Consider the following 13,885-nt stretch of genomic DNA (forward strand, 5'->3'; position numbering starts at 1 on the left):
GGGGTCCGGGTCGTAGAGATTCTCCAGGTCCCAGCCACGGTTCTCGGGGAACTCCGAGACCACGTCCAACTCCTCGGCGACGATCCGCCACAGCTCCTCGGGCGTGGTCGCGCCGCCGGGGTAGCGGCAGGCCAGGCCGACGATCGCCACCGGCTCGTCCACCGCGCCGGGCGCGGCGACCACGGTGGCGGCCGCGTCGGCCGTGCGCTGCCCCACCAGCTCCGTGAGCAGCTGCTCCGCCAGCACGGCCGGCGTCGGATAGTCGAACACCAGGCTGGACGGCAGGCGCAGCCCGGTCGTCGCGTTGAGGCTGTTGCGCAGCTCGACGGCGCTGAGCGAGTCAAAGCCCAACTCCTCGAAGGCGCGGTCAGCGCCGATGCTCTGCGGCGAGGCGTGCCCGAGCACCGTGGCGATCGCGCCGCGCACCACGTCGAGGACGAAGGCGCGCGCCTCCTCCTCGGCGAGCCCGGCGAGCTTCCCCGCCAGGCCGCCCTGGGCGGCCCGTGCCGGCGAGGCCGATGCCGCCCGACGGACGCCGCCCGCCCGCACCAGGCCCCGGTAGATCCCGGGCAGCGTGCCCTCGCCCGCCATCGTCCGCAGGACCGACAGATCCAACCGGGCCGGGACCAGCGCGGGACGCGCGGCGGTGACGGCCGCGTCGAACAGCTCCAGCCCCAGCGCCGGGGAGAGCGGCGCCAGGCCGCTGCGCCCCAACCGGGCGCGGTCGGCGTCGGAGAGGCTGCTGGCCATGTCGCTGTCGCCGGTGTTCCACAGGCCCCAGGCGAGGGAGGTGGCGGGCAGGTTGTGGGCGTGGCGGTGGTGGGCGAGGGCGTCCAACCAGGCGTTGGCTGCCGCGTAGTTGGCCTGCCCCGCCGTGCCGAGAAGGCCGGAGATCGAGGAGAAGACGACAAACGCCGCCAGGTCCAGGTCGCGGGTGAGTTCGTGGAGGTTCCAGGCGGCGTCGACCTTGGGGCGTAGGACGGTGGTGAGTCGTTCGGGGGTGAGGGAGGTGAGGATGCCGTCGTCGAGGATGCCGGCGGTGTGGATGACGGCGGTGAGTGGCTGCTCGGTGGGAACGTCGGCCAGGAGTGCGGCCAGGGCGTCGCGGTCGGCGGTGTCGCAGGCGGCCACCGTCACCTCGGCGCCCGACTCGATGAGTTCGGCGGCGAGTTCGGCCGCGCCGGGTGCGTTGGGTCCGCGTCGGCTGGTGAGCAGCAGGTGGCGGACGCCGTGTTCGGTGACCAGGTGGCGGGCCACCAGGGAGCCCAGGGCTCCGGTGCCGCCCGTCACCAACACCGTGCCGGAGGCCAGGGAGCTCTCCCGCTCGGTGTCCGTGATGCGGGCGCGGGTCAGGCGCGGCAGGCGCACCGTGCCCTCGCGCAGGGCGAGTTGGGGCTCGCCGGTGGCGAGTGCGGCGGGCAGCGCCTCGACCGAGGCGGGCGCGTCGTCCAGGTCCACCAGGACGAAACGCCCCGGGTACTCGGTCTGCGCCGACCTGACCAGACCCCACACCGTCGCTTCGCCCAGCCCCGGCACCTCGGCGCCGACCTCGGCAGCGACCGCGCCCCGGGTGAGGAACACCAGCCGCGAGTCAGCGAACCGCTCGTCGTCCAGCCACTCCCGCACCCGAGCCAGCGCCTCGCGCGCCGCGCGATGAGCCGCCTCCGGGCCGCCGGCGACGTCCGGCGTCACCGACGACACCAACACCACCTCGGGCGGTGAGCCCGCACCGGCACCCAACTCCGCCAGGTCAGCCAGCTCAGCGTGCGCGGCGAACCGGGCCTCCCGACCCAACACCGCGCCGGCGCCCGCCGCGTCGCCCCACACCGGCCAGCCGCCGTCCGGCACGGCCGTGTCCTCGGTGGCGGCCGTCGTCCACTCGGTCGCGAACAGCGACTCGTGGCCCCGGGCCAGCGTGCTCGCCACCTGCTCGCTCGTCAGCCGGCGCAGCATCAGCGCACCCACCGTCGCCACGGGCTCGCCCGCGCCGTCGGCGAGGTGCACCTCCACGGTCTCGTCGCCCGTGGGCCGCAGCCGCACTCGGAGCGTGGAGCTGCCGGCCGCGAACAGACGCACGTCACCCCAGGAGAACGGAACCCGCGTCTCGCCCGCGACCGCATCCAGCACCAGCGGGTGCAGCGCCGCGTCCAGCAGGGCCGGGTGCACCGCGAACTGCGCGGCGGTTCCGGCCAGTTCCCCGGGAAGCACGACCTCGGCATAGAGGTCGTCCCCGTCGCGCCACGCGGCGGTCAGGCCCTGGAACGCCGGCCCGTACGCGTAGCCGGCCGCCACCAGCCGCTCGTAGGCCCCGTCCAGATCGATCGGCAGCGCGCCGCTCGGCGGCCACTGCGCGTCCCGCGCGTCAAAGACCGCCGTCGGCCGGGCCGACCCGGCCGGCGCGAGATGCCCGGTCGCATGGCGCGTCCACGAGAGCGCGTCGGCCGCGTCCTCCCCGGTCAGCGGGCGCGAGTACACGGCGACCGGACGCTGCCCGGACGCGTCGGGCGCCCCGACCACCACATGCAGCTGAAGGCTCTCCCGCTCCGGAAGCACCAGCGGCGCCTCCAACGTCAACTCGCCCAGCCGAAGGTCACCCAACGCCTGCGCCGCGTGCAGCGCGATCTCCACCTGCGCCGTGCCCGGGAGCAGCGTGGTCCCGACGATGGTGTGGTCGGCGAGCCAGGGGTGGGTGGCCAACGACAGCCGCCCGGTGAGCAGCATCCCCTGGTCGTCGGGCAGCGGCGACGCGATGGCGAGCAGGCCGTGGTCGGTCGTGTTCAGCCCGAGGCCACGAGCGTTCGCGGGCGTGCTGGGTGTGAGCCAGTAGTGGTGGTGTTGGAAGGGGTAGGTGGGGAGGGGGGTGTGGTGGTTGTGGGGTGGTGTGGGGGTGTGGCCGGTGGTGTGGAGGGTGGCGAGGGTGTGGGTGTAGGTGGTGGTTTGGGGTTGGTTGGGTCGTTGGGTGGGGGTGGTGGTGGCGGTGGTTTGGGTGGTGGTGAGGGTGGTGAGGGTGGTGTCGGGTCCGATCTCGATGTACTGGGTGGTGTGGTGCTCGTTGAGGGTCTGGATGGTTTGGTGGTAGTGGACGGTGTTGCGGATGTGCTGGGTCCAGTAGGCGGGGTTGGTGAGTTGTTCGGCGGTGGCGATCTCACCGGTGGTGTTCGACACCACGGGGATGGTTGGCGGCTGGTAGGTGAGCGTCGCTGCGGTCGCCTGGAAGTCCTCCAGGACGGGGTCCATGTGGGGGGAGTGGAAGGCGTGGGAGACCTTCAACCGCCGGGTGCGGATGCCTTCCTCGGTCAACTGCGTGACGAGTGTTTCGCAGGCTTCGGCGTCTCCGGCGATGACGACGCTGTCGGCGGTGTTGATGGCGGCGATCGCCAACTTGTCGGCGTGCTCGGTCAGGTGACGCTGAACGGTCGGGTGGTTGTGTGGTGTGTCGATGCTGATCATGTGGCCGCCGGGGGTGGCCTGTTGCATGAGGCGGGCCCGGGTGGTCACGAGAGTGGCGGCGTCTTCCAACGACAACACACCGGCGAGGTGGGCGGCGGTGATTTCGCCGAGGGAGTGGCCGGTGAGGTAGTCGGGGGTGATGCCGTGGTGGGTGATCAGTGTGTGGAGGGCGGTGTGGAAGGCGAAGAGGGCGGGTTGGGTGTACTGCGTGGTGTGCAGTAGTTCGGCTGCCGGGGTGTCGGGTTCGCTGAAGACGATGGGCTTCAACGGTTGCGGCAGGTGCGGGTCCAAGGCCGCGCAGGCGGTGTCGAACGCTTCGGCGAAGACCGGATAGGCGGCATACAACTCTCGTCCCATGCCGGCGCGTTGGCTGCCCTGACCGGAGTAGAGGAACGCGATCTTGCCGGGGCGGCGGGGTGCCTCGCCGCGCACCAGGTGTGGGGAGTCGGAGCCCTCGACCAACGCCCGCAGCCCGGCCGTCAACTCCTCCCGGGTGCCCGCGACAACGCCCGCCCGATGCTCGAAGTGAGCGCGGTGCAGCAGCGCCGGGGCAAGGGCGGCCGGGGTCAGCTCGGAATGGTTTCCCAGGTGGGAGAGAAGCCGCGCGGCCTGGTCGGCCAGCGCCTCGGGGGAGGCGGCGGACAGCAGTACGGGCAGGCCGGGCTCAAGCTCCGGCTCAGGCCCGGAAACGGGCTCCGGCTCGGGTGCCTGCTCCAGGATGATGTGCGCGTTGGTGCCGCTGATGCCGAAGGAGGAGACGGCGGCGCGGCGGGGGCGTTCGGCCTCCGGCCAGGGCTGTGCCTCGGTGAGCAACGCGACCGCGCCCGAGGACCAGTCGACATGGTCGGAGGGCCGGTCGACGTGGAGGGTCCTGGGGAGCACGCCGTGCCGCATGGCTTCGACCATCTTGATGACGCCGGCGATGCCGGCGGCGGCCTGGGTGTGGCCGATGTTGGACTTCAACGAGCCCAGCCACAGGGGCCGTTCGGCGTCGTGGTCCTGGCCGTAGGTGGCCAGCAGCGCCTGCGCCTCGATCGGGTCACCCAGCGTGGTGCCGGTGCCGTGCGCCTCCACGGCGTCCACATCGGCCGCACGGAGGCGGGCGTTGGCCAACGCCTGCCGGATGACGCGTTGTTGGGAGGGGCCGTTGGGGGCGGTCAGTCCGTTGCTGGCGCCGTCCTGGTTGACGGCGCTGCCCCGGATGACGGCGAGGATCGGGTGCCCGTTGCGCTGGGCGTCTGACAGCTTCTCCAGGACGACGAGGCCGACGCCCTCGCCCCAGCCGGTGCCGTCGGCGGCGTCGGCGAACGGCTTGCAGCGGCCGTCGGCGGACAGGCCACGCTGCCGGCTGAACTCGACGAAGACATGCGGCGTCGCCATCACGGTCACGCCACCGGCCAGGGCCAGCGAGCACTCGCCGGTGCGGAGCGCCTGGCTGGCCAGGTGCAGGGCGACCAGCGAGGACGAGCAGGCGGTGTCGACGGTGACGGCCGGGCCTTCGAGGCCGAAGGTGTAGGCGACGCGGCCGCTGATGACGCTGTTCGAGGTGCCGGTCAGCAGATAGCCGTCGTGCCCGTGGGAGTCCTCGTGGATGCGGGGGCCGTACTCGCTGTTGGAGGCGCCCGCGTACAGGCCGACGCTCCGGCCCTGGAGGCTGGTCGGGTCGATCCCGGTCCGCTCGATGGCCTCCCACGCGGTCTCCAGCAGCAGGCGCTGCTGCGGGTCCATCGCGGTGGCCTCGCGCGGGCTGATCCCGAAGAACTCCGGGTCGAACTCGCCGGCGTCGTGCAGGAATCCGCCGTAGCGGGTGTACGAGGTGCCCGGGTGGTCGGGGTCCGGGTCGTACAGGTTCTCCAGGTCCCAGCCGCGGTTCTCCGGGAAGCCGGAGATCGCGTCCAGCTCCTCGGCGACGATCCGCCACAGCTCCTCGGGGCTGGTGACGCCGCCGGGGTAGCGGCAGGCCATGCCGACGATCGCCACCGGCTCGTCCAGGGCCAACGCCACGGCCGTCGTTCGGGGCTCGGCCTCGACCTCGGCGCCCAGCAGCTCGTCCCTGAGGTAGCGGACGACCGCCAGCGGCGTCGGGTAGTCGAAGGTGAGGGTGGTCGGCAGGGTCAACTCGGTCGCCGCGTTCAGCCGGTTGCGCAGCTCGACCGCCGTCAGCGAGTCGAACCCGAGCGACTTGAACGGGCGTTCCACGTCGATGCTCTGCGAGGTGGCGTGGCCAAGGACCGTGACGACCTGGGTCTGCACCAGGTCCACCAGAGCGGCCTCCTGCTCCGCTGCGCCCAGCGTCGCCAGCCGCGCGGCCAGCGAGGAGGAGTCCACTGCCGAGGCGCCGGCCGCCCGCCGCAGCGGGGCGCGGACCAGGCCGCGCAGGATGTGCGGCACCAGGTCGGCGGACGGCTGCTCGCGCAGCACGGCGCGGTCGATCGGCACGGCCACCAGATGCGCGTCGGGCATCCCCAGCGCCCGGTCGAACAGCGCCAGTCCGACCTCGGCCGAGAGCGTGCCGATGCCGATCCGGGCGAGGCGCGCGACGTCGGCCTGCGTGAGGCTGGTCGTCATGTGGCTGGCCTGCTCCCACAGGCTCCAGGCCAGGGAGGTCGCGGGCAGGCCCTCGGCGCGCCGGTGGTGGGCCAGGGCGTCCAACCAGGCGTTGGCGGCGGCGTAGTTGGCCTGCCCCGGGCTGTCCACGGTGCCGGTCACGGAGGAGAAGAGGACGAACGCCGCGAGGTTCAGGTCGCGGGTCAGTTCGTGGAGGTTCCACGCGGCGTCCACCTTGGGGCGCAGCACGCTCGTCAGTCGCTCGGGGGTGAGGTCCCGCAGGATGCCGTTGTCCATCAGGCCCGCCGTGTGGACGACGGCGGTCAGCGGGTGTGCGTCGGGCACGACGGTGAGCAGTGCCGCGAGAGCCTCGCGGTCGGCGGCGTCGCAGGCGGCCACGGTGACCTCGGCGCCCAACTCCTCCAGCTCGGCACGGAGTTCGCTGGCGCCGGGCGCCGCCGGGCCGCGCCGGCTGGTCAACAGCAGGCGGCGGACGCCGTGTTCGGTGACCAGGTGGCGGGCGAAGAGCGCCCCGAGGGCGCCGGTGCCGCCGGTGACCAGCACCGTGCCGTCCGGGTCCAGCACGCGCGGGGGCGCCTGGTCCCGGTCGGGCGCCGGGGCGACGCGGGCCAGCCGGGGCGCCAGCAGCGCGCCCTCGCGCACCGCGAGGCCCGGCTCGTGCGCCGTGCGCGGCAGCGCGGCCGGCAGCGCGGCGGCGCTGGCCTCGCTGCTGTCCAGGTCAAGGATGGCGACGCGGCCCGGGTGTTCGGCCTGGGTGGAGCGGACCAGGCCCCACAGCGGGGCGTGCGGCAGGTCGGCGACCGAGGCGGACTCCGGGCCGGTCGCGACGGCGCCGGAGGTGGCGAACACCAGCCGGGAGGCCGCGAACGCCTCGTCCGCCAGCCACTCCTGAAGCAGCGTCAGGGCGGCCAGGGCCGCGTCGTGGGCGGCGGCCGGCTGGGCGCCGCCCACGGGCACGGGGCCGTGCGTCGCCACCGGGACGAGGACCACGGGCGGCGGGGCGGAGCCGTTCTCGGCGACCAGGGCGCGCAGCGCGGCCAGGTCGGGCAGCACGGGCACCGGCAGCGGCAGCGGGTGCGGGCTCAGCACCACCCACTCCTCGGACGCGGCCGGCGCGTTCTCCTCGCCAACGGCCGTCCACGCGACGCGGTGCAGTGCGTTCCGGTGTGGAACGGCGGCCGTCGCGGCGGGCGTTGCCGTGGCGGCGACCACCAGGCGGTCCACCTGGGCGACTGGCTCCCCGAGCGCGTCGGCCAGGGTGACGGCGAAGGCGTCCTCGCCCAGCGCGCGGAGCGACAACCGCAGCGCGGTCGCGCCGGCGGCGCGCAGCCGAACGCCGTGCCAGCCGACCGGAAGCCGCACGGCCGCCGCGTCCCGCACCGCCGCCAGCTGGCTCACGGCGGCCAGCAGCGCCGGGTGCAGGGCGAACGCGTCCGCCTCGGCGTCCTCGGCGAGGGCGACCTCGGCGTGCAGGTCGTTCCCGTCGCGCCAGGCGGCGGTCAGCGCCTGGAAGGCGGGGCCGTAACGGTAGCCGGCGTCGGCGAGTTGCTCGTACAGGTCCTCCGGGGCGACGGGCCGCGCGCCGGCCGGCGGCCAGGCCGTGAGGTCGGCCGCCTCGCCCCGCGCCGCCAGGCGGCGGGCGAGCGTGGCGGAGACATAGCGGGTCCACGGCGCGTCGTCCTCGTCCTCCCCGCTCTCGGGGCGGGCGTGCACGACGAGGGACGCCAGGTCGGGGTCGTCGGTGGCGCCGACCGCGACCTGGAGGGCGAGGCCACCCCGCGCGGGAAGCGCCAACGGCCGCTCGACGGCCAGCTCCCGGAGGTCCGGGTGGCCGGTCCGCTCACCGATGTGCAGCGCGAGATCGACGAGCGCCGCCTCCGGCAGCACGGAGGCGTCACCGACCAGCAGCGCCGTGGACCACGGCAGCCCGCTGGCGGACAACCGCCCGGTGAAGAGGGTGCCTTGTGAGTCGGCGAGGTGTACGGAGGTGGCGAGCAGCGGGTGGGAGCTGGTCGTCAGTCCGAGGCTGCGGGCGTTCGTTGTGGTGCTGGGTGTGAGCCAGTAGTGGTGGTGTTGGAAGGGGTAGGTGGGGAGGGGGGTGTGGTGGTTGTGGGGTGGTGTGGGGGTGTGGCCGGTGGTGTGGAGGGTGGCGAGGGTGTGGGTGTAGGTGGTGGTTTGGGGTTGGTTGGGTCGTTGGGTGGGGGTGGTGGTGGCGGTGGTTTGGGTGGTGGTGAGGGTGGTGAGGGTGGTGTCGGGTCCGATCTCGATGTACTGGCTGGTGTGGTGCTGGTTGAGGGTTTGGATGGTTTGGTGGTAGTGGACGGTGTTGCGGATGTGCTGGGTCCAGTAGGCGGGGTCGGTGAGTTGCTCGGTGGTGGCGATCTCGCCGGTGGTGTTCGACACCACGGGGATGGTTGGCGGCTGGTAGGTGAGTGTCGCTGCGGTTGTCTGGAAGTCGTCGAGGACCGATTCCATGTGGGGGGAGTGGAAGGCGTGGGAGACCTTCAACCGCCGGGTGCGGATGCCTTCCTCGGTCAACTGCGCGACGAGTGCTTCGCAGGCTTCGGCGTCTCCGGCGATGACGACGCTGTCAGCGGTGTTGATGGCGGCGATCGCCAGCTTGTCGGGCTGCTCGGTCAGGTGACGCTGGACGGTCGGGTGGTCGTGTGGTGCGTTGATGCTGATCATGTGGCCGCCGGGGGTGGCCTGTTGCATGAGGCGGGCCCGGGTGGTCACGAGAGTGGCGGCGTCTTCCAGGGAGAGAACGCCGGCGAGGTGGGCGGCGGTGATTTCGCCGAGGGAGTGGCCGGTGAGGTAGTCGGGGGTGATGCCGTGGTGGGTGATCAGTGCGTGCAGGGCGGTGTGGAAGGCGAAGAGGGCGGGTTGGGTGTACTGCGTGGTGTGCAGTAGTTCGGCTGCCGGGGTGTCGGGTTCGCTGAAGACGATGGGCTTCAACGGTTGCGGCAGGTGCGGGTCCAAGGCCGCGCAGGCGGCGTCGAACGCTTCGGCGAAGACCGGATAGGCGGCATACAACTCTCGTCCCATGCCGGCGCGTTGGCTGCCCTGGCCGGAGTAGAGGAAGGCGATCTTGCCGGTGGGTTGTGCGGTGCCGGTGACGAGGGTCGGGTGTTCGCGGCCCTCGGCCAGGGCTGACAGCCCGGCCGTCAACTCCTCCCGGCTGCCCGCGACAACACCCGCCCGATGCTCGAAGTGGGCCCGTCCCGCGAGGGCGGCGGCGACCTCGGCCGGCTCCAGTTCGGGGTGCGTTTCCAGGTGTGAGACGAGTCGGGCGGCCTGGTCGGCGAGCGCCTGTGGTGCTTTGGCCGACAGCAGCACCGGCAGACCGGGCTCGGGTGCGCTGACCGGCTCTGCGTCTGGTGCCTGCTCCAGGATGATGTGCGCGTTGGTGCCGCTGATGCCGAAGGAGGAGACGGCGGCGCGGCGGGGCCGGTCGGCCTCCGGCCACGGCCGGGCCTCGGTCAGCAGCGAGACCGCGCCGGCCTCCCAGTCGACGTGCTCCGACGGCTGGTCGACGTGCAGCGTCTTGGGCAGTACGCCGTGGCGCATGGCTTCGATCATCTTGATGACGCCGGCGATGCCGGCGGCGGCCTGGGTGTGGCCGATGTTGGACTTCACCGAACCCAGCCAGAGCGGCCGCTCGGCGTCCCGGTCCTGGCCGTAGGTGGCCAGCAGCGCCTGGGCCTCGATGGGGTCGCCCAGCGTCGTTCCCGTGCCATGCGCCTCCACGGCGTCCACATCCGCCGGTTCCAGGCGGGCGTTGGCCAACGCCTGGCGGATGACGCGCTGTTGGGAGGGGCCGTTGGGCGCGGTCAGCCCGTTGCTGGCGCCGTCCTGGTTGACCGCGCTGCCCCGGATCAGACCCAACACGCGGTGCCCGTTGCGCCGCGCGTCGGACAGCTTCTCCAGGACGACGAGCCCGACGCCCTCCGCCCAGCCGGTGCCGTCGGCGGCGTCGGCGAACGGCTTGCAGCGGCCGTCGGCGGACAGGCCGCGCTGCCGGCTGAACTCCAGGAACATGCCCGGCGTGGCCATCACGGTCACGCCGCCGGCGATGGCCAGCGGGGTCTCGCCGGAGCGCAGCGCCTGGCTGGCCAGATGCAGCGCCACCAGCGACGAGGAGCACGCCGTGTCCACGGTGACCGCCGGGCCCTCGAGGCCGAAGGTGTAGGCGACGCGGCCGCTGATGACGCTGTTCGAGGTGCCGGTCAGCAGATAGCCGTCGTGCCCGGGCGCGCCCTCGTGGAGGCGGGGGCCGTACTCGCTGTTGGACGCGCCGGCGTACAGGCCGACGTTCTGTCCGTGGAGCGTCGTCGGGTCGATGCCGGCGTGTTCGACGGCCTCCCACGCGGTCTCCAGCAGCAGCCGCTGCTGCGGGTCCATCGCGGTGGCCTCGCGCGGACTGATGCCGAAGAACGCCGGGTCGAACTCGCCCGCGTCGTGCAGGAATCCGCCGTGCCGGGTGTAGGTGGTGCCGGGGTGGTCCGGGTCGGGGTCGTAGAGGTTGGCCAGGTCCCAGCCACGGTTCTCCGGGAAGTCGGAGATGGCGTCGATCCCGTCGGCGACCAGCGCCCACAGCGCCTCGGGCGTGCTCGCGTCGCCGGGGTAGCGGCAGGCCATGCCGACGATCGCCACCGGCTCGTCGGAGACGGTGGAGCGGGTCAGCGGGCGCTCGACGTCCTCGCCGAGGACACCGGCGCGCAGGAACCGGGCCAGGGCACGGGGCGTCGGGTGGTCGAACGTCACCACCGAGGGCAGCGGCAGCCCGGTGGCCTTCGCCAGCTGGTCGCGGAACTCGACGGCGCTGAGCGAGTCGAAGCCCAGGTCCCTGAAGGTCAGTTCGGGGTCGATGTCGGCCGCGTCGTCGTGGCCGAGGACGGCGCCGGCGTGCGCCCTGACCAGCTCCAGCAGCTCGGACTCCTGCGCCTGGGCCTCGGAGCGGGCGAGCCGCGCGGCGAGTTCGGCGCCGGGCGCCGTCGCCTCCGGCTCCTCGCCGGCGGACGGTGCCTCCTCGCCGGCGGGCGGCGCGGCGGGGGCGGCGACGGCCCCCGGGGCAGCCTGCGCCTCGTCGTCCAGCCAGTAGCGGCGGCGCTGGAACGCGTAGGTGGGCAGGGCGACGGTGCGCGGGCGATATGGGGCGAAGAGGGCGTTCCAGTCGGTGGGCAGGCCGTGCAGGTGGGCGTCCGCCACGGCGGAGACGAAGGAGCGGTGCTCGGGCCGGTCGCGGCGCAGCAGGGGGATGAACGCGGCGTCCGTGTCGGTGTCGTCGGCGAGGCAGTCGCGGGCCAGGCCGGTCAGCACGCCGCCGGGGCCGATCTCCAGGTAGGCGCGGATGCCGAGGTCGTCGGCGAGGTGGCGGACGCCGTCGAGGAAGCGGACCTCGTGGCGGATGTGCTCGGCCCAGTAGTCGGGCGAGGCGAGCTGTTCGGGCGTGGCGGCGATGCCGGTGATGTTGGAGATCACCGGCACGTTCGGGGCGTGGTAGGTGAGTCCTGCCGCGACTTCGCGGAACCGCTCGGCGGCCTCCGCCATGTGCGCGGAGTGGAAGGCGTGGCTGACGCGCAGCCGGTTGGTCCTGCGGCCCTGCTCGGCGAACCGGGCGGCGAGCGCCTCGACGGCGTCGGCGTCGCCGGAGACGACGACGGCGCGCGGGCCGTTGACGGCCGCGACCGACACCGGGCCTGACGGGTCGAGTTGGGCGCGTACCTCGTCCTCGGTGGCCTCGACGGCGAGCATGGCGCCGTCGGAGCGGGCCTGTTGGAGGAGGCGGCCGCGCGCGGTGATCAGGGTGGCGGCGTCGGCCAGGGACAGCACGCCGGCGACATGGGCGGCCGCGATCTCGCCGACCGAGTGGCCCAGCAGGGCGTCGGGAACCAGGCCGTGGTGCTCGGCGAGCCGGTAGAGGGCCACCTCGATGGCGAAGAGCGCGGGCTGGGTGTGGTCGGTGCGGTCCAGCAGGGCGGCCTGTTCGGTGCCGTCCTCGGCGAACAGCACGGGCAGCAGGGGCTGTTCGAGGTGCCGGTCCAGTTCGGCGCAGACGGCGTCCAGGGCGGCGGCGAACACCGGGTTCTCGGCGTGGAGTTCGCGGCCCATGCCGGGGCGCTGGCTGCCCTGGCCGGGGAAGAGGAACGCGGTGCCGCCGGCCGCGCCGGCGCGCGGCGCGCGGCCCCGCAGCACGGTGGCGGCGGCGGTGCCGCGCGCGAGGGCGTCGAGCCCGCGCAGGAACTCGTCGTGGTCGGTGCCGATCACCGCGGCGCGGTGTTCCAGGGCGCTCCTGGTGGTGGCCAGGGAGAGGCCGATGTCGGCGACGTCGCCGTCCCGCTCGTCGGTCTCGCGCAGCCGGGCGGCGAGCCGCCGGGCCTGGGCGCGCAGCGCGGTCTCGGTGCGGCCGGAGAGCACCCACGGCAGCGGGCCGGCGTCGGCGGCGGGCTCGGCGGGTTCGGGGGCGGCGACCGGCGCGGGCGGGGCCTCGGTGAGCACCAGGTGGCAGTTGGTGCCGCCCATGCCGAACGAGCTGACGCCGGCGACGAGTTGGCGGTCGGCGTGCGGCCAGGCGGTGGTCTCGACGGCGACGCACAGCCGCAGCTCGTCGAGCGGGATGCGGGGGTTGGGTGTGGCGTGGTTGAGGCTGGGCGGCAGCTCCCTGTGATGGATCGACAGGGCGGCCTTCAGCAGGCCGACGATGCCGGCGGCGCCCTCCAGGTGGCCCACGTTGGTCTTGGCCGAGCCGACCAACAGCGGGTCGTCGGCCGGCCGTTCGGCGCCCAGGGTGCTGCCGAGCGCGGCGGCCTCCAGCGGGTCGCCGACGCGGGTGCCGGTGCCGTGGAGTTCGACGTACTGCACGTCGGCGGGCGCCACGCCCGCGTTGGCATAGGCCAGGCGGATCACCTCGGCCTGGGCCTCCGGGTTGGGCACGGTGAGGCCGTCGGTGCCGCCGTCGTTGTTGACGGCGCCGCCCCTGATGACGCAGTAGACCGGGTCGCCGTCGGCGAGGGCGGCCGCCAGGGGCTTGAGGAGGACGGCGCCGCCGCCCTCGCCCCGCACATAGCCGTTGGCCCGCTCGTCGAACGTGAAGCAGCGCCCGTCGGGGGAGAGCCCGCCGAAGCGGGAGGCGCCGAGCGCGCTCTCCACCGCGAGGTTGAGCTGCACGCCGCCGGCGATGGCCAGCTCCGACTCGCCCCTGACGATGCTCTCGTAGGCCAGCTGCACCGCGACCAGCGACGAGGACTGGGCGGAGTCCACGGTCAGGCTGGGCCCGTGCAGGTCGAAGGCGTAGGAGACGCGGTTGGCGATGATGCCCCGGTGTTGGCCGGTGAGGGAGTGCGGGGTGACGGCGGTGGCGCCGTGGCGCTGGAGGGTCGCGTAGTCGTCCCGGATGGCGCCGACGAAGACGCCGGTCCTGCTGCCCCGCAGCCGGTCGGGCGCGACCCTGGCGTCCTCCAGGACCTCCCAGGCCAGTTCCAGCATCAGCCGCTGCTGGGGGTCCATGGCGGCGGCCTCGCGCGGGCTGATGCCGAAGAACGCGGCGTCGAAGGTGTCCACCCGGTCGAGGAACGCGCCGTGCCGCACCCCGGGGTCGCCGTCCGTGTCCGTGCCGGCCGGCCAGCGGTCGCCCGGCACCTCCGTCACGGCGTCGCGGCCCTCCCGCAGCAGGGACCAGAAGGCGGCGGGGTGGGGCGCGGCCGGGAGCCGGCAGGACAGGCCGACGACTGCGACCGCGCCGTCGGACACCGGGGCCGTAGCGGGGGTCACGGAGGTGGGCTGGTGAGTCATGCGCGGTGCACTGCCTTTCCTTAAGGAGGGCGCGGCCCTGAGGGCGGGGGCTCCTCAACGAGGCGTGGGCGTGGGC

General features: G+C 73.7%; 1 protein-coding gene (cut by a window edge). It reads right to left on the minus strand.

The genetic code is table 11. The features are described 5' to 3' along the window. Positions 1–13,809, minus strand: partial view of a type I polyketide synthase gene (locus tag FH609_RS31445; RefSeq protein ID WP_152311251.1) — the 5' portion only. The gene continues 10,560 nt to the left of window position 1, outside the view; only the first 13,809 of its 24,369 coding nucleotides appear in the window; its start codon is at positions 13,807–13,809; its stop codon lies beyond the left edge, outside the window. Positions 13,810–13,885 lie beyond the last annotated feature (76 nt).

The sequence above is a fragment of the Streptomyces sp. 3MP-14 genome, assembly GCF_006334905.2.
In the GTDB taxonomy this organism is placed as follows: Bacteria; Actinomycetota; Actinomycetes; order Streptomycetales; family Streptomycetaceae; genus Streptomyces; species Streptomyces triticirhizae.